Genomic DNA, 16646 nt, shown 5'->3' on the forward strand with positions numbered 1-16646 from the left:
TCGTGTTAATTGGCGAGGAGCGGCTTCATGAGCGAGAGTGCCGTCATGACCTCGCCCTCGTCCGGCGCACGAAAGCCCTTTTACCGAACGCTGTATTTCCACGTATTCGTGGCCATCATTTTCGGCGTACTGTTGGGGCATTTTGCGCCGTCGCTGGCAGTGAAGATGAAGCCGCTTGGCGACGCGTTCATCAAGCTGATCAAAATGGTGATTGGCCCGATTATCTTCTGCACTGTCGTGACCGGCATTGCCGGCATGGGTGACATGAAGAAAGTCGGGCGAGTGGGCGGCAAGGCGCTGCTTTACTTCGAAATCGTGTCGACGCTTTCGCTCGTCATCGGGCTGGTGGCGGGGCATATCTTTCATCCGGGCAGCGGCTTCAATCTGAATCCGGCCACCATCGACACGAAAGCGCTGGCCGGCTACACGAGTGCCGCGCAGCACCAGAATACGGTCGAATTCCTGATGCATATCATTCCGGACACCGTAACGGGTGCGTTTGCTTCGGGCAACGTACTGCAGATACTGCTGGTGTCAGTGCTGTTCGGCGCTGCACTGGCTGCGACCGGAGAGCGCGGGCGTCCGCTCATCGCGATGATCGATTACTTTGCGCATACGTTTTTCGGCATCGTGCACATCATCATGAAGGTGGCGGCAATCGGTGCCTTCGGCTCCATCGCGTTCACCATCGGCACATATGGAATCGGCGCAGTCGTGCCGTTGCTGAAACTGATTGGGGCGTTCTATGCCACGCTGCTGGTGTTCGTGATCGTCGTGCTCGGTGCCATTGCACGAGTGCTCGGCTTCAGCATCTTGCGCTTCATGAGCTATATCCGCGAAGAGATTCTGATTGTGCTGGGCACCAGTTCTTCGGAGGCCGCGCTTCCGCAGATGCTCGAAAAACTCGAGCGTCTGGGCTGCTCCAAATCGGTTGTCGGACTCGTCATTCCGGCAGGCTACTCATTCAATCTCGACGGTACCAACATCTACCTGACAATGGCCGTGCTGTTCATCGCGCAGGCATTCAATATCGAACTCAGTCTCACGCAGCAGCTCACGCTGGTCGGCGTGGCGATGCTGACGTCGAAAGGCGCGAGCGGTGTGGCTGGCGCGGCGTTCGTGATGCTGACGTCGACGTTGCTGGTTTTCCCGCTAATTCCGGTGTCCGGCATGGTGCTGATTCTCGGTATCCACCGTTTCATGGGTACCGGCCTCGCAATTGCGAACACGATTGGCAACGGCGTGGCGACACTCGTCGTTTCAGCGTGGGAACACGAGCTCGACAGAACCAGGCTGAATGAGCGCATGGCCCGGCAACGCGCGGATTTACCACGCGCCTGATCGCGGGCTTCAGCACGTGTTTGGCCGCATCGATTGACTGTCTGGCTGCAGTCACTATCCAGGTGTCTTGCTGACCCGTGCGCATTTGCGCACGCGGCAGGGGACGCTTGCGCCCAAAAAATATGGAAACCGGTCTGGAGACAACTAGTGATGTCGAGAAAAACAAATAGCACGCGCTGCGGGGCGCCCTTTCACACAGCATGCGTTGCGACGGCTCTATTCACAGCGGCGAGCGGTGCAGCGCACGCCGATTCTTCGCAAGCCGCGGCAGGCGCTGCAACGATGTCGTCTTCGTCGGTGCAGATGTACGGTCTCATCGGCATGTACATCGACAGCGCGAAACTCAGCACGACGCGCGCCAGCACCGTGCAGATGGGCGGTGGAGGAATGACCACGTCGTTCTGGGGAATTCGCGGCCGCGAGGATATTGGCGGCGGCAATGCGGTGATCTTCAGCCTGGAAAGCTTCTTCCGGCCGAATACCGGACAGATGGGGCGCAATACGACCGACGGGCTATTTTCCCGCAACGCCTATGTAGGACTCACCGGCGCATATGGAACGTTCAAATTCGGTGAGCAAACCAACCCTACGTATATCAACCAGCAACTGGTGAATCCGTTCGGATCTTCTGTCGTCTTCTCGCCATTAATCGTGCAGTCATACACAGCGAGCTACAGCAACACGGTGATTGGCGATACTGTTTGGCAGAACGCGATCGAGTATGTATCACCGAATTACGGCGGACTGACCGGTACCGCAATTTACAGCGTAAGCAGCACGACGGGACATCAGGGACGCGACAATGTCGGTCTCCATTTGACGTATGCGAAAGGTCCGCTCACCGCGGTGTTTTCCGCGCAACGCGTTCGCACTGCGGCGGTGGCGCCGTCAAGCGGGCAGTATCTTTATCTGGCCGGCGCCGCTTATGACGCGAAGTTCATGAAGGTGTACGGCGCCGCGCAAATGACCATCAACAACAACGTCGAAACCGGCTCGCACACGTATGAGTTGGGCGTTTCGGTGCCGCTCACGCCGTCCAGCGTGATTCTCGCCGAGTGGGCGCGCACCAAACACAGCGCGCCGCTCGACCGCAGCAACGTACGCAATACCGCGAGCCTCGCCTACGAGTACATTCTTTCGAAACGCACTTTCGTGTACACCGTGTATTCCTACGACAAGCTCACGGCCAATCCGTCGGGCAGCACGTATGGCGTGGGAATGCAGCATACGTTCTAGGCGAACGGGAGAGGGCCGCCTCACGCGTTGTTTCTGGAATTGGCTCGCGCCGCGTCGTTGCATGAAAAAATACGCGCAATACGTGCGAATAGGCCTCGCGATACTTCGGGCGCCTCGACCGCGTCCATCACATTGCGCCACCACCGCTCCCCGCGATGGGGCGCGGCGAGGTCGAGCCGCTCGCCCATGCGGGGTGTCGAGAGCGCGACGCCGCGCGCCGCAGCGAGTCCCAGTACGCGCTCGAACGGCTCGTGCCATCTGTGCATGGCCAGGTCGAACGTACCGTTGTGAATCGGCACCAGACAGCGGCCGCGCAGATCGACATGTGCCTGGACGGTTTCTTCGGGGTGCATATGAACGTACGGCCATTGCGCGTCGTACGCGCCGGTTTCGACGAGAGCAACGTCGAATGGCCCGAGACGCTCGCCGATCGTCCTGAATCCCTCGAAGTAGCCAGTGTCGCCACTGAAGAACACGCGCAGGTCGTCGTCGGCAATCACCCACGATGCCCACAATGTGCTGTTGCCGTCGAACAGGCTGCGCCCCGAGAAATGCTGCGCCGGCGTCGCTGTGAACGAGAGACCGCCGACCTCTATGCTTTGCCACCAGTCGAGCTGCCGTACGCTGCTTGCCTCGATACCCCATTCGATCAGGCGGTCGCCGACACCGAGCGGTGTCACAAAGATCCTGGTCGTGGCCGCCAACGCAAGCACTGTTTCGCGGTCCAGATGATCGTAGTGATCGTGCGAAAGAATTACGCCGGCAAGCGGCGGCAGGTCTGCGAGTGCGATGGGCGGCGCATGAAAGCGCTTTGGACCGACGCGCCGGAACGGCGAAGCACGTTCTGCGAACACGGGATCGGTCAGCCAGAACTCGCCGCGTAACTTGAGCAGCACCGTGGAGTGTCCGAGCCGGTAAAGGCTCCGGTCCGGCGCCGCAGCGAGATCGTCGCGCGTCAGTGTGTCGACGGGCAACGCGCCAGTCGGCACGGTGCCCGACGGCTTGTTGAGCAACACATTCCACGCAATGCGCAGGGTTTTGCCGAATGGCTCGACGGGACGCGGCTTGACGTTGCGAAACCGCTCGCCGTCGTGCTGCGTCGACAGGCCGGAGAGCGCGCGCCCGCGCCTTGCGGCAGCGAAACCCAAGGCACGCCCGATGGAGTCGAGAAACGATGTCATGTGCGGCGTCCGTTCGAAAGTAGACCAAGCAGTGTACTTTATTATCCCGAAAAGTAAACTACACGGTGTAAAATTCAGGCATGCATCCGACCGTCACTGCCGCCACCCCCGTGATCCCCGCCACCCCTGCCGCTCAACAGCGCCTGACCGACCGCAAGCGCGTGGCCGTCATTTCCGCGGCCATCGAGGAGTTTCTCGCGGCCGGTTTCGACGGCACCAGCATGGACCGCATCGCCGCGCGCGCGAACGTCTCCAAGCGCACCGTCTACAACCATTTCCCGAGCAAGGAGGCGCTGTTTGCCGAAATACTGCGGCAGTTGTGGGACGCCAGCCACGCCGGCGAAACTCTGGCCTATCGTGCGGCGGTACCGTTGCGTGAGCAACTAATCGAACTCCTGATGCGCAAACTGCGGCTTCTCAACGACGAAGCGTTTCTGGCGCTGGCGCGCGTTGCGATTGCTGCGGGCATTCACTCGCCCGAACGCGCGCGCGACATGGTCGCGCGTCTGGGGGAACGCGAGGAAGACCTGACCGTGTGGATACGCGCAGCCGCGGCGGACAAACGTCTGCGGATTGCGGACCCCGTGTTTGCCGCGCACCAGTTGCAGGGGCTCGTCAAGGCGTTTGCGTTCTGGCCGCAGGTGACGATGGGACAGCCGCCGCTCGGCGAAACGGAGCAGCAGGCAATCGCCGAATCCGCAGCCGATATGTTTCTGGCGCGCTATGCGTGAGGAGCGGCGCGCTTATGCGTCGTCTTCCCAATCGTGCCATTCCACGCGATACGTTTGCACATAATCGCTCACTGCGCGTCCCACCGTCGGCATGAAAGAGTGCTCGCCGATACGCTCGAAAATGCCATAACGCTTGAGGCTGTCCTTCACCGGTCCTTTCAATTCCGCAAAGCAGAGCTCGATATGCAGTGCGTCTAGCTGTTCGATGAGTTCGGCGAGCATGTCGGCAGCGGTAATGTCGATGTCGGTCACAGGCTCCGCGGCAATCACGATCCGGCGCGTGGGCCCGGATGCCGTGTCGATTGCCTGTTGCACGCGCTCGCGAAAAATCTGCGCGTTGGCGAAGAAGAGCGGTGCATCCCAACGCAACAGCACGAGGCCGGGAACACGCCGCGCGTCGGGATGCCGTGAAATGTCGTGATAGCCCTTCACGCCGTCGACTCGCCCCAGCACGGCGGCATAGGGCCGCCACGCGCGCCACAGAAACATCAGCACTGCGAGCGCCAAAGCGATTCCCACGCCTGCCACGACGCCCGACAGCACGACGCCGAGAAAACAGACCAGCGCCTGCACGAACTCGCTGCGCCGCAACTGGTAGAGCCTCAGCACGCCACGCGTTTCAAGCAGGCCCAGCGAAGCCGCAATCACGATAGCGGCAAGCGCGGCTTGCGGCGTGTTATGCAGCGCCTGCGGTACGAACAGCAAGAGCGCGGCCACAATCGCGGCGGCCACGAGTCCGGTGACTTGCGTCTTTGCTCCGGCGGCTTGCGCGACCGGCGTACGGGATCCGCTCGCGCTGACGGGAAAACCCTGAAACAGCGCCGCGGCCACGTTTGCGACGCCGATGGCGAAACATTCCTGATCGCGGTCGATTTGCCGGCCGGCGCGCAGTCCGTAGGTTTGCGACAACATGCTGACGTCGGTGAGCGTGACGAGCGCAATGGCCAATGCGCTCGTGCCGAGCGCGACCCATTCGCGCAATGCGAGCACGGGAAATTCAGGCGCGGGCAGGCCGCGCGGCACGTTGCCGACGACTGCAATGCCCGCGCGCGGCGCAAGATCGGCCCACGATACAGCGAGAGTTGCGAGCGCGACCGCAATCAGGACGCCCGGCACTCTTGGCGCCCAGCGTCGACAGGCAAGAATGACGGCAAGCGAACCCGCGCCGATGGCGAGCGCCGTGCCGTTGATGCGGCCTGCGAATACCCCGCGCAACAGTTCCTCCGCCTGGACGAGGAACGATTCCCCCTTCACCGGAAAACCCAATAGTTTGGGTAACTGACTAATTATAATGGTCAGCATGATGCCGTTCAGATAGCCGTGGCGTATCGGCGTAGAGAGAAGATCGGCAATAAAGCCGAGCTTGAGCAGGCCCACGGCGGCGCAGAGCAGGCCGGACAGCAGTGCAAGCGCGCCCGCCAGCATGACTGCGTGTGGGCCGCCATGCGGGGCGAGCGGGAGCGCGGCGGCGAGAATCAGCGCCACCAGCGCCGAATCGGGGCCCACCACGAGAATGCGGCTCGGCCCGAACAATGCATAGGCAACGAGTGCGGCAAGCGACGCATACAGGCCCGCGACCGAGGGTATGCCGGCAGCTTCCGCATAGGCCATCCCAGCCGGGACGAGAACCGCGCTAAGCGTGAGGCCCGCCATCGCGTCGTGCGGCAACGAGGCGAGCCGATAGTCGCGCATCCACGTCAGGACGGGAATGCGGCGCGCGAGCCGGCCAGTCGCGCTCGCATGATGCGGCGTTGCACGTGGGTCTGCGTGAGATTTGCCCATTTGCACGTCAATCACCTTGCATAGACGGTCATTCGCTTATCTATTGTGTGGCCGCGTCGCGGCAAGGTCAAAACGGGCGCAAGTCATGCATGCGTTTCTCCTACGTGTTGCCGTCGCTCCTGCAATGCAGACCTGCAACGATCGAGCTCTGTGCGCGAGCTGGCACTGGCTAGCTTGCGCTGTGTAATGCAATTGGCAGCGGGTGCACTCAGCGTACAGATTGCGCTTTTTACATAGGATTGCAACTTGTACAGGGACAGAAGGCCCGCGTATTGCGAAGCCGTGTCGCGTCGGCGCGCGGGTGACGCGTCGAGTTTGGGGCCCTGTTGCAGATAATGGCCGACGTCCGCACGCTTGTCGAAGCAGCCACGCCCCGCCTAAGGCGGACCGCGTGTCGCTCGACGCTCACGACCCACCCAGGAGGTTATGATGGAACCAGTCCTAAGGAAGGCAGTGGTCGCTGTAATGATTGCGGCGCTGGCAGGCGGCACCGCAGGATGCAAACGCTCCGGCACGAACGATACTGCCGGAACGGCGGGCATGAGCGGGCCGGCCGCCACGAGCAATAGCGTGGCGCCGCCCATGGGTGGTGCATCGGCCGCAAGTCAGTAGGCGCAATACCGGGCTTCTGCCGCTCGCGACGTGCGGTAAAAGACGCGAAGGTCACGCACCCCACGCACGTACGTACACACATTACGCACGAAGCGATGCCACGCCATCCGCCAAGTACAGGAGAAGGGCATGCGCGCTATGGTGTTCGACGGAATCGCTCCGATGCTGTGTGAGAGGGAAATAGCCGAGCCGCGGCCGGCGCCCGGTCAGTTGCTGATCGACGTTCACGCATGCGGTGTGTGCCGCACCGACTTGCATGTGATCGATGGAGAACTCGCGCATCCGAAGCAGCCGCTCATTCCCGGACATGAAATCGTGGGGACAGTCGCTGCACTCGGCGAAGGTGTGGCGGGCTTCGCGGTGGGCGACCGCGTAGGCGTACCGTGGACCGGCCATACCTGCGGGCACTGCCGCTATTGCGCGAGCGGCCGCGAAAACCTTTGCGACGATCCGGGCTTCACAGGCTATACGATTGATGGCGGCTATGCCGAGCGCACTGTCGCCGATAGCCGTTACTGCCTGCATCTGCCCGAGCGCTATTCCGACGTAGAAGCGGCACCGCTTCTATGCGCAGGCTTGATCGGCTACCGCACGCTCAGCATGGCGGGTGATGCGCGCGCAATCGGCATTTATGGATTCGGCGCAGCGGCCCATATCGTCGCGCAAGTAGCGCTGCACGAGGGGCGCAAGGTGTTCGCGCTGACCCGTCCCGGCGACACTGCCGCGCAGCAGTTCGCATTGCGGCTTGGGGTGGACTGGGCCGGTGGCAGCGACGAGACGCCTCCGCAAGAGCTCGACGCAGCGCTGATTTTTGCGCCGGCCGGTCCGCTGGTGCCGGCGGCGCTGAAGGCGGTTGCGAAGGGCGGCGCTGTTGTGTGCGGCGGCATTCATATGAGCGACATTCCATCGTTTCCTTACGAACTCCTATGGGGCGAGCGCCGCGTGTGTTCGGTGGCCAACCTCACGCGCGCCGATGGCCACGCCTTCATGGAGCTTGCGGCGCAAGTGCCGTTGCAGATCGAAACCACGCCGTACCCGCTCGCAGACGCAAACCGCGCGCTGAACGATCTGCGCGACGGCCATGTCAACGGAGCGGCGGTGTTGCGCATGCGGTGAGCGGACAGCGCAGTGCGGATTGCACGCGCCCGCATGCTGTGGCGCGGCCCGCAGGATAAGCGGCGCTGCGCTGCTGCGGTTCCTCTTCGTGCGGGCCTGATCCGGCACTGGGATCGTAAGGCAGGACGCGTTCATGTTCGTCCGCCTGGTTGCGCGCTACGATTGCTCGCGCTGCCAAGCTCGTTCAGATTGAACGGCTGATGCGGTATGCCCGGAGGAATGGCCGGGTTCGGGAAGAGTTCGAAGGTTTTCCCCGGAATCGAACTTGCGCGACTAGACGGTGCACGCCCACGGCCCACGGTCGCGAGCGCTACAATCGTCATCACATATCGCTCGACAACGGAGACACAGCATGACGACGCTGCAACCGATCAGCCGCTACCCGGTTCCCGACCCGAGCGAATGGCCCGACGACATCAGCGCGCGTATTCTCGAAGTGCAGCAGAAAGCCGGTTTCGTGCCAAACGTGTTTCTGACTCTTGCACATCGGCCTGACGAGTTTCGCGCGTTCTTCGCCTACCACGACGCGTTAATGCTGAAAGAGGGCGGCCTTACGAAAGGCGAACGTGAAATGATCGTGGTCGCCACGAGCGCAGTGAACAACTGCCTGTATTGCGTGGTGGCGCACGGCGCGATTCTGCGTATCTACGAGAAGGCGCCGCTGTTGGCGGACCAGGTCGCCGTCAATCACCGCAAAGCCGACATTACCGCGCGGCAAAGGGCAATGCTCGACTTCGCATTGAAGGTCTGCCGCGAATCTGGAAACATCGACGAAGCCGACTTCCAGAACTTGCGCGAACAGGGCTTTTCTGACGAAGACATCTGGGACATTGCTGCAATCACCGCGTTTTTCGGCTTGTCCAATCGCATGGCCAATGTGATTTCGATGCGCCCCAACGACGAGTTTTATCTGATGGGGCGCGTGCCCAAGGCCGCCGCGGAAACCCCGCAAAAATAGGCCTGTTTGCGCAGTGCTGCTCAGGCGTTCGCCGGTTCGGCCTGCAATGCCGGGGTATGCAAGGCAGTGTCGTCAATTGGAAAGTGCAGTAGCGCCGCAATAAGACCGCTTGCCACGGTTGCCTGCCACAGCAGCGAATATGAGCCCGTCAGGTCGAAGACGACGCCGCCTAGCCACGCGCCGAGAAATGAACCGATCTGATGGCTCAGAAAGCACACGCCGAACAGGGTGCCAAGATGCCGCGTGCCGAAAACCTTGGCCACGAGCCCGCTTGTCAGCGGAACGGTGCCGAGCCACGTCAAACCCATTACGGCGGCAAATAGCACGACAGTGAGTGCGCTCTTTGGCAGAAGAAAGAATGCGCCAATCGTCGCGCTGCGAATCAGGTAGAGCCAGCCGAGCACGTAATGCTGCCGGAAGCGGCCGCCTAACCAGCCGCACGCCCAGCTTCCCACCATGTTGAACAGACCGATCAGCGCGAGTGCGGTCGCGCCGAGCCCGAGCGGCATATGGCAGAGCGATAGATAGCCCGGCAGATGCGTGGCGATGAATGCAAGCTGAAATCCGCAGGTAAAGAAACCCAGCGTGAGCAGCCGATAACCACGATGCCGCATGGCCTGCCCGAGCACGGCACGTAGCGATGAAACAGGCGGTTCCTGGCGTGGCACCAGCGTTTTAGCGCCCCTGTCCAGCACCATGCCGAGCGGGGCTACCATCAGCATCAGGAAAGCGAGCACGAATAGCGACGTGGCAATGCCGGCATGGAGCCTTGCGTGGCCTCCGCGAGTATCCATTGCCTGAAACCAAGCAGTTCCGGTCGGCGTTCGGCATTCTCCGCGCTGACGAGCCAGTATGCGGTGGCCGAAGCAACGCTCGCGAATGCCGCTGTCACGAGCGCGCCGCTTTCAAGGTCGCGATTCACCAGCGGTCTGCGGCCGAGCGCGACGCCGAGCCCCATGCTCGCGGCTTCGAACGCGAGCTGAATGGTGTCTACGCGCAAGCCGTCGTTCGGGTTCATCGTCTGTGTGCCGGTCGCCTCGAGCCACGCATGCCAGTTTTCGCTCGCGGCATTCACGTGAATCAGCGTCGCGTTGTGCAGTGAGGGTGTGCCGTGCCCGTCACGCAGCGACGCCAGATAAGCGGGACTGCATACGGGTACGAACTCTTCGCCAAAGAGACGCGTCCATGCCGTGCCCGCAACCGGCGCACGGCTCAGACGAATCGCGAAGTCGAAGCCATCCACCGGAAAACCCACCTGGCGATGCGATGTGTCGACCGTCACGTTCACATCGGGCCAACGCGCCTTGAAACGTTGCAAACGCGGCAGCAACCAGCGCGAGGCGAATGTCGGCGCACAACTGAGCGCAATGGGACGGTTCGCGCGATGATTGGGCAGACGCTGCGTGCCGATAGCGATCAGCGAAAACGCCTCTGAAACATACGACAGATAGTCGGCGCCAGTCGCGGTTAATGAAATGCCGCGCGGCTCGCGCACGAAGAGCTCGACACCGAGTGCCTCTTCGAGACCCACAATGCCGTGACTCACGGCACTTGGTGTGACATTCAGTTCCGCGGCGGCGAGCTTGAAACTTTGGTGCCTGCCCGCCGCTTCGAAGAAACGAAGCGCGGGCAAAGGCGGCAGACGTAGTGGCATGTTGCGTCCTCGTTTGACGGCGCCACGCACGACAGGTCGCGTGCGTGCGGTTTCGCGACAGCATACCGCGAGGTGCGGCGCGTTTCCCAACGCGTCTCCCAGCGCTTTTTCATTGCAGTGCGCAAACAACGAATTGAACGGCAGGCGAAAAACCGCTGGCCGCGCATGTCGATTTACGGTGCGCTCCATCGTCGTATGCATAGGGCGGCTTCTTCGCGCATGCTCGAGGCGCCCGCTTGTCCTTCTTGTCGACAGGAGATGGTAAATGACACACCTGAATGAGGCCTCATCGACACTCAAGCCGGCGCGCGAGCTAGCCGACTTGCCGTGCCGTTTTCCCGGCGAAAGCGCTGAATATCGCAAGGCTCGCAACGAGTTGCTGGCCGAAGAGATCGAATTGCGCCGCCATATAGAACGCGTGGCCGCACAGCGTCGCGCGTTGCCGCTGGGCGGCGTAGTGCCGCAAGACTACCGTTTTGAAGGAGAGGCGGGGCCCGTCACTTTGTCGGAAATGTTCGGAACACACGATACGCTCGTCACCTACAACTGGATGTTCGGTCCCAAGCGCGAGCGGCCTTGTCCCATGTGTACTTCCTTGCTGAGTGCCTACGACGGCGAAATGCCCGACATGCTGCAGCGCGTCGCGTTCGCGGTGATCGCCCGTTCGCCGATAGAGAAGCTGACCGCTTTCGCCAGGGAGCGCGGCTGGCGGTACTTGCGGCTCTATTCGTCGGCAGGAAACAGCTTCAATCGCGACTATGCGGGCGAAGACCCTGAGCAGGACGACGTTCCTGCGCTGAACGTATTCACGCGATCCGGCGGCACCGTGCGGCACTTCTGGGCGGCGGAAATGGGCGCGTGGACAGCCGACCCCGGCCAGGATCCGCGTGGCGCGCCCGACCTCATGCCGCTGTGGACCGTGCTCGATCTGACGCCTGAGGGGCGCGGCGGCAACTGGTATCCGAGCCTCGAGTACGACACTGTGCCGCGCTAGCCTGCGGGCGGCATCGCGGTCAGGCCGGTGCGTCGTTTGCCCGGCTTTCCTCGAGCGCGGCTTGCAGATAGCCGGAGACAGCGCCCGAACGCATCGGCGGGCTGAACAGATAGCCCTGCACCGCACGAGCGCCCAATGCCTTGACCACTTCGGCTTGCGACGATGTTTCGAGCCCCTCGACCACACATTCGAGCCCGAGGTTCTTGCACAGGTCCAGCACCGATTTGACGATCTTCTTCGAAGCGCTGTTGGAATCCACGTCGGTCATGAAACTGCGGTCGATCTTGATCGAATCGAAGGGCAGGCGGTGCACGTAGCTGAGGCTCGAATAGCCGGTGCCGAAATCGTCGAGCGAAACGCGGCAGCCTGCCTCCTTGATCATGGTGAGCGCGGAGCGGGCCTGCTCGAAATCGCGCGTGAGCGCGGTCTCCGTAATCTCGAACGACACGCGATGCGGCGGCACGCCGCTCGCCGCAACAATGTCGATCAGGCGGCGCGCGCGTGCGGAAGTCGAAATGTCGATAGCCGAAAGATTGAAGGACAGATACAACTCGGTGGGCCAGTGCGGGACTTCGGCGAGTGCCTTGTGCAGCAGTACTTCGGTAATGCGCAAAATGATTTCTGTACGTTCTGCAATGCGAATGAATTCTTCAGGCTTGACTGCGCCGAGTCGCGGATTGTGCCATCGTCCCAGTGCTTCGAGCCCGATGGTCCGTCTGGTCACCACATCGGAAATAGGTTGAAACTCGAGAAACAGCTCGGATTCGAGTTCGGCGTGACGCAGTTCCTGCGTGACGAGGCTCGAGCGGCGAATGCGCGTTTCGTGCTCGGTCGAGAAAATCACTGCTGTGCCGCGGCGACTTTCCTTGCCGACATACATGGCGGCATCCGCACGCTCGAATACTTGAGTGACGGTTTGGCCAGCATCCGGAAACGCGGCCCAGCCGATCGTCCCCGACAGTTCTGCAATATTGCCCGCCACGCGGTACGGTTGACTGAGCGAATCGCAAATGCGTTGGCCCAATTCGAGCAATGCGTCTTTCGATTGACGGTTTTGCGCAAGCACGCCGAATTCGTCGCCGCCGAGCCGGGCGAAGAAAATGCCGGGCTCCGCGAGCGCGAGCAGCCGCGCGCCCACTTCCTGCAGCACGAGGTCGCCGCTCGCGTGGCCGTAAATGTCGTTGACCTGTTTAAAGCCGTCCAGATCGATGAGGCCCACGTTGAAGCCGCCGCCACTAGCGAGCGCCTGCTCTGACAGCGCCCGCAGCGAGGCGAAAAAGCTGCGGCGGTTGGGTAGATCGGTCAGGCTGTCGATACTGGCGAGGCGAAAGTTCTCGTCGCTCAGCCGTTGAGTTTTCTCCTGGCTCGCCTGCAGATCGCGCTGCGTGTGCACGACGCCGGCGAACGACCGGTAATACAGTTCGATGATGAACGCGAGTGCCAGTCCGACGAGCGACATGTCCACGGCCATTGCGATGAACACCGGCGATCGCGTGAAGATAAGGAACGTCGTGAAGCTCAGGATAACGATGGATAGCAGAAGCAACGCGGCGACACGCAAGTGCATCAGGCAGAACGCGCAGCCCACCACCGTCGTCGCCATATAGAACGCTACCTGCGCCTGTTCGTACGGCGAGCCGTAAGGCAGCAGCATCAACGACCAGGTGGTGAACGCAACGCTGAAAATGCCGGCAAGCCAGATCAGTTTGCGCAGCTCGGGCACCGCCTTCTCGTGAGTCAGTACGTGATTGCGCCCGCGCCACCAGCGCACGCATCGCACCACGCACAGCGCGCACAGCGTGACCGGGACGTACACGGACATCCACGGCGGCGCGCTATGCAGATGCGTGACCGTCACGGCCATCGTATTGACGATCAGGATGAAGTAGAGAAGGGGAATCTGGCGGCCAAACGCCTGGACCTGCGACCGCACGAGTTCGGGGTCGCCTTCCGCAACAGACAACGCTTCCTTCAATCTGGCTATCGCAACCATTCCTGTCCTTTAACGTTTGCGTCGCAGACGCAGCTAGTTATATCGGCAGGACGGCTCCGACCTTGAGTACGTTAGAAGCGGCACTCGTACCGCGCGCGGTAATAACGACCCGTAATCGAGGTTGCAGGCTGCTTTTGCGCAGTTCTTCAGTAAGTTTGACTTTGTGCCGGCCGCTCAAAGGCTGGGACACGACAGCACGCGCAAGGGGCCGAGCGTCGTGCCCGGTTCGCCCTGAGCAGCGGGTTTGCCTTGTGGCGGAGTGGAAACAAGCCGCACGGCATGGTCGCCGGCATTTGCCAGGACGTATTTTTCGGCGCTGTTCTCTGCCTGCCAGTAAGCGCGGAACACGCCGTTTTCGCCGAACACCCGCAGGCTGCCATGCACCGTCTTTGCTCCGCTTATCAGGTCGACGGGCTCGCCGTCGCGCAGCTGAAAAGGCTGGGGCGTACTGGAATTGCCGGTGCCCGCGAGCGTCGCGCAGCCGCTTTCATCGGCCGAAACCCTGGCGCAGACGAGACCGCCAAGCAGCGCAGCTGTTGCAATATGGCGAAATTTCATTTTTCTTTCTCCCGATTGCCCTGTCATTGCACGCACTGCAAGGCCGATGCCGAGACGCGCTCACGGCACACTGCCACATGGTCACAAAGCGCCGCGGGTGTGCTCGGGGCCGCGCTAAGCCACTGAAATTGCAACGGATTGTGATGCGCGGCCAGCGCCGCTCGCGCGGCGGAAACGCGTAAGCGCGCGATTCTTATGGCACTTTGCTGCAAAAAATCGTCAAATCCCCTGTGGACGGGTGAAACAAGGCTTACACGCAGGGTTTGCGCGAAAGCGCGAGGATGCGTTAGTGTGTCGGTCCCGGCGCGACAGATGTGGCGCCGGTTCCATGATTACCATACGGGAAGTGCTATGAACAAACAGGAACTGATTGATGCAGTCGCCGCAGCGACGGGCGAAAGCAAAGCGGCCACGGGCCAAACCATCGACGCTATCGTTGAAGCGGTAACCAAAGCCGTGGTCGGTGGCGATACGGTGCAACTGGTCGGTTTCGGTTCTTTCTCGACCGGCGCGCGCGCAGCACGCGTGGGCCGCAATCCGTCGACGGGCGCCGAAATCCAGATCGCCGCAGCCAAGACGGTGAAGTTCACCGCAGGTAAGGCGTTCAAGGAAGCGGTCAACGCGTCGTAATGCAACGCGCTTCACACCGGAGTGTCCGCACTGCCTCTTGAGGGCGCTGCGAGCGATACCTTGGGTGTGAAGAATCACGCGCTGCCCAGCCCCGATAAGACGTATCTCCGGCGGATGGCGCGGCGCGTGTGCCGGCTCCACGCGAGCCTCGCCCGTGACGCGACGAAGCCGCGTCCGCAATCAGCCTGCGCGGCGCTTGCGGGTTGCCTCGGCGAGTGTCTCCAGCACGGGTTCGGTTTGCGCCCAGCTTACGCAGGCGTCGGTAATGGATACGCCGTAACGCAGCGGCTCTCCGGCCTTCAGGTCCTGACGGCCTTCTTCCAGATGACTTTCAAGCATCACGCCGATAATGCGGTGCTCGCGCGCGGTTAGTTGCTGCGCGAGGTCCTGAACCACCTCCAGTTGACGCAGATGCGATTTGCCCGAATTCGCGTGCGAGCAGTCGATCATCACCTGTTCTCGCAGGCCCGCTGATTTGAGCGCTGCACAGGTTGCCGCCACCGAGGTACTGTCGTAATTAGGCCCTTTCTTGCCGCCGCGCAGAATCACGTGGGCGTCGTCGTTGCCGCGCGTTTCGAAGATCGCGGCCATGCCCATTTTCGTCATGCCCATGAATGCGTGGCTCGCGCGTGCCGCGACGATCGCGTCCGCGGCAATCTGCACGCCGCCGTCGGTGCCGTTCTTGAAACCGATCGGACAACTAAGGCCCGACGCCAGTTGCCGGTGGCTCTGGCTTTCCGTTGTGCGCGCACCGATTGCGCCCCACGCGATCAGATCCGCGATGTATTGGGGGCTTAGCAGGTCGAGAAATTCCGTGGCGGTGGGCAAGCCGAGGCCGTTGATATCGAGCAGCAACTGGCGCGCAAGACGCAGGCCCTCGTTGATGCGGAAACTGCCGTCCAGACGCGGATCGTTGATATAGCCTTTCCAGCCCACCGTGGTGCGCGGCTTCTCGAAGTACACACGCATGATGATCAGCAGATCGTCTTTGTAGGCATCCGCAGCGGCTTTGAGTTTGTGTGCGTAGTCGATCGCCTGGTCGTGGTCGTGAATCGAGCAGGGGCCGACGATCATCACGAGGCGGTCGTCGCGCTCGTGCAGAATGTCCGCGATTTCCACGCGGGTTTGTTCCACCAGCGATTGCACCGCGGGCGGCACCGGCAGTTCGTCCTGCAGCAGGGCAGGGGAAATCAGCGGGCGTACTGCGCCGATGCGCACGTCGTCGATGCGCGTGGTGTCCTGGGTGGCGTCGGCCGAGCCGACTTCCTGGTCGTGCAAAGGATTGTCGATGGCGCTCAAGGTATTCTCCCGGACTTTGTCGATGTGAGCTGGCCTCGCGGCCTGAATGTGGGTTGCGCTGCGTGTGATGCGCTGCCGGGATTATGACATTCGCGCGCCACGACGCGGAAACGGCGCTTCAACCATGCAATGGCAAGCCTTTCACGGCTTTGTCCACGGCTTTTTTGGGGCCAAGCACGGCAAGACCCACGAGGTCGAGATTCTCTGCATTGCCGGCACGAAAAACCTCGCGGTTTGCCGCGTCGTGCCCCGTCGAGAACATGGCGTGCACGTAGGGCACCATCTTCAGCTCACGACTGAGCGCCTGCCGATGTGCGGTTTGCAGTCCCGGCAGGGACGCGGCAAACACCAGCATCGGCTGGCCCAGCATGCGGCCATATGTATGCCCGGCGGCATCCTCGTAGGGCTCGCCAAGCGCTTCGGGCATTGCTGCGGCTACGCCGGTCGCGAGAAACGCCACCACGTTGAGCTTCTGCCAATCTGCGAGATCGTCGCGCACGATCAGGGCCACTTTCGTATCGAACATGATTGCTCCTTAAAAGGACGCTCATGATCGACGAC

The 16646-nt window shown here is 61.9% G+C and carries 14 protein-coding genes and 2 pseudogenes; 7 read left to right on the plus strand and 9 right to left on the minus strand.

Going from position 1 to position 16646, the window contains the following annotated elements; translation table 11 throughout:
* The first annotated feature begins 27 nt into the window (after positions 1–27).
* Both F757_RS0118615 and F757_RS0118620 read left to right on the plus strand, forming a co-directional pair.
* Positions 28–1341: a dicarboxylate/amino acid:cation symporter gene (locus F757_RS0118615; RefSeq protein WP_027212706.1), complete on the plus strand. Its 1314-nt coding sequence runs from the start codon at positions 28–30 to the stop codon at positions 1339–1341.
* 150 nt (positions 1342–1491) lie between these two features.
* A complete protein-coding gene (locus F757_RS0118620) occupies positions 1492–2577 on the plus strand; it encodes a porin (protein WP_027212707.1) in 1086 nt (361 codons plus the stop codon).
* A gap of 20 nt (positions 2578–2597) precedes the next feature.
* On the opposite strand, the gene F757_RS0118625 is transcribed toward F757_RS0118620, so the two are convergent.
* The gene (locus F757_RS0118625; RefSeq protein WP_027212708.1) at positions 2598–3758 is read right to left on the minus strand and encodes an MBL fold metallo-hydrolase; all 1161 of its coding nucleotides are present in this window, start codon (positions 3756–3758) and stop codon (positions 2598–2600) included.
* Positions 3759–3838: 80 nt separating this feature from the next.
* Here F757_RS0118625 and F757_RS0118630 point away from each other — a divergent pair, with 80 nt between their 5' ends.
* Positions 3839–4489 (plus strand): TetR/AcrR family transcriptional regulator, encoded by a 651-nt coding sequence (locus tag F757_RS0118630; RefSeq protein WP_051376823.1) that lies wholly within the window; start codon positions 3839–3841, stop codon positions 4487–4489.
* A 12-nt stretch (positions 4490–4501) separates the two neighbouring features.
* Here the strand turns inward: F757_RS0118630 and F757_RS0118635 are convergent, their stop codons facing one another.
* Positions 4502–6271, minus strand: a complete 1770-nt coding sequence (locus tag F757_RS0118635; protein ID WP_027212710.1) for a SulP family inorganic anion transporter — start codon at positions 6269–6271, stop codon at positions 4502–4504.
* Positions 6272–7012: 741 nt separating this feature from the next.
* Here F757_RS0118635 and F757_RS0118645 point away from each other — a divergent pair.
* Positions 7013–7999, plus strand: a complete 987-nt coding sequence (locus F757_RS0118645) for a zinc-dependent alcohol dehydrogenase family protein (RefSeq protein WP_027212712.1) — start codon at positions 7013–7015, stop codon at positions 7997–7999.
* A gap of 106 nt (positions 8000–8105) precedes the next feature.
* On the opposite strand, the pseudogene F757_RS36645 reads toward F757_RS0118645, so the two are convergent.
* Positions 8106–8220, minus strand: a pseudogene (locus F757_RS36645) (cupin domain-containing protein); the annotation flags it as partial.
* A 131-nt stretch (positions 8221–8351) separates the two neighbouring features.
* On the opposite strand from F757_RS36645, the gene F757_RS0118650 reads away from it, so the two are divergent.
* Complete coding sequence (locus F757_RS0118650; RefSeq protein WP_027212713.1) at positions 8352–8957, plus strand: peroxidase-related enzyme; 606 nt, start codon at positions 8352–8354, stop codon at positions 8955–8957.
* A gap of 20 nt (positions 8958–8977) precedes the next feature.
* On the opposite strand, the pseudogene F757_RS33830 reads toward F757_RS0118650, so the two are convergent.
* Positions 8978–9727, minus strand: a pseudogene (locus F757_RS33830) (MFS transporter); the annotation flags it as partial.
* Positions 9679–10611: a LysR substrate-binding domain-containing protein gene (locus F757_RS33835; protein ID WP_051376826.1), complete on the minus strand. Its 933-nt coding sequence runs from the start codon at positions 10609–10611 to the stop codon at positions 9679–9681. The pseudogene F757_RS33830 and the gene F757_RS33835, both read right to left, overlap by 49 nt.
* A 265-nt stretch (positions 10612–10876) precedes the next feature.
* Between F757_RS33835 and F757_RS0118665 the strand changes: the two genes are divergently transcribed.
* A complete protein-coding gene (locus F757_RS0118665; RefSeq protein WP_027212714.1) occupies positions 10877–11605 on the plus strand; it encodes a DUF899 family protein in 729 nt (242 codons plus the stop codon).
* Positions 11606–11624: 19 nt separating this feature from the next.
* Here F757_RS0118665 and F757_RS0118670 read toward each other — a convergent pair whose 3' ends face one another.
* Positions 11625–13598 carry a putative bifunctional diguanylate cyclase/phosphodiesterase gene (locus F757_RS0118670; protein ID WP_027212715.1) on the minus strand — a complete coding sequence of 658 codons (1974 nt, stop codon included), beginning with the start codon at positions 13596–13598 and terminating at the stop codon, positions 11625–11627.
* A gap of 174 nt (positions 13599–13772) precedes the next feature.
* Entirely contained in the window at positions 13773–14156 is a 384-nt protein-coding gene (locus F757_RS0118675) for a hypothetical protein (protein ID WP_027212716.1), read from the minus strand.
* A 351-nt stretch (positions 14157–14507) separates the two neighbouring features.
* Between F757_RS0118675 and F757_RS0118680 the strand changes: the two genes are divergently transcribed.
* Complete coding sequence (locus F757_RS0118680; RefSeq protein ID WP_006049832.1) at positions 14508–14786, plus strand: HU family DNA-binding protein; 279 nt, start codon at positions 14508–14510, stop codon at positions 14784–14786.
* Positions 14787–14966: 180 nt separating this feature from the next.
* Here F757_RS0118680 and F757_RS0118685 read toward each other — a convergent pair whose 3' ends face one another.
* Together F757_RS0118685 and F757_RS0118690 are read right to left on the minus strand one after the other, a co-directional pair.
* Positions 14967–16085, minus strand: coding sequence for a 3-deoxy-7-phosphoheptulonate synthase (locus F757_RS0118685; RefSeq protein WP_027212717.1), 1119 nt, complete (start codon positions 16083–16085; stop codon positions 14967–14969).
* Between the two features lie 118 nt (positions 16086–16203).
* Positions 16204–16611, minus strand: coding sequence for a DUF2000 domain-containing protein (locus F757_RS0118690; RefSeq protein WP_027212718.1), 408 nt, complete (start codon positions 16609–16611; stop codon positions 16204–16206).
* Positions 16612–16646: the final 35 nt, after the last annotated feature.

Source organism: Burkholderia sp. WSM2232 (genome assembly GCF_000472545.1).
GTDB lineage: Bacteria > Pseudomonadota > Gammaproteobacteria > Burkholderiales > Burkholderiaceae > Paraburkholderia.

What these genes read in the sequence shown, in the direction of transcription:
- F757_RS0118615 (WP_027212706.1), top strand. Translation starts at nt 28, where the DNA reads ATGAGCGAGAGTGCCGTCATGACCTCGCCCTCGTCCGGCGCACGAAAG.
- F757_RS0118620 (WP_027212707.1), top strand. Translation starts at nt 1,492, where the DNA reads ATGTCGAGAAAAACAAATAGCACGCGCTGCGGGGCGCCCTTTCACACA.
- F757_RS0118625 (WP_027212708.1), bottom strand. Translation starts at nt 3,758, where the DNA reads ATGACATCGTTTCTCGACTCCATCGGGCGTGCCTTGGGTTTCGCTGCC.
- F757_RS0118630 (WP_051376823.1), top strand. Translation starts at nt 3,839, where the DNA reads ATGCATCCGACCGTCACTGCCGCCACCCCCGTGATCCCCGCCACCCCT.
- F757_RS0118635 (WP_027212710.1), bottom strand. Translation starts at nt 6,271, where the DNA reads ATGGGCAAATCTCACGCAGACCCACGTGCAACGCCGCATCATGCGAGC.
- F757_RS0118645 (WP_027212712.1), top strand. Translation starts at nt 7,013, where the DNA reads ATGCGCGCTATGGTGTTCGACGGAATCGCTCCGATGCTGTGTGAGAGG.
- F757_RS0118650 (WP_027212713.1), top strand. Translation starts at nt 8,352, where the DNA reads ATGACGACGCTGCAACCGATCAGCCGCTACCCGGTTCCCGACCCGAGC.
- F757_RS33835 (WP_051376826.1), bottom strand. Translation starts at nt 10,611, where the DNA reads ATGCCACTACGTCTGCCGCCTTTGCCCGCGCTTCGTTTCTTCGAAGCG.
- F757_RS0118665 (WP_027212714.1), top strand. Translation starts at nt 10,877, where the DNA reads ATGACACACCTGAATGAGGCCTCATCGACACTCAAGCCGGCGCGCGAG.
- F757_RS0118670 (WP_027212715.1), bottom strand. Translation starts at nt 13,598, where the DNA reads ATGGTTGCGATAGCCAGATTGAAGGAAGCGTTGTCTGTTGCGGAAGGC.
- F757_RS0118675 (WP_027212716.1), bottom strand. Translation starts at nt 14,156, where the DNA reads ATGAAATTTCGCCATATTGCAACAGCTGCGCTGCTTGGCGGTCTCGTC.
- F757_RS0118680 (WP_006049832.1), top strand. Translation starts at nt 14,508, where the DNA reads ATGAACAAACAGGAACTGATTGATGCAGTCGCCGCAGCGACGGGCGAA.
- F757_RS0118690 (WP_027212718.1), bottom strand. Translation starts at nt 16,611, where the DNA reads ATGTTCGATACGAAAGTGGCCCTGATCGTGCGCGACGATCTCGCAGAT.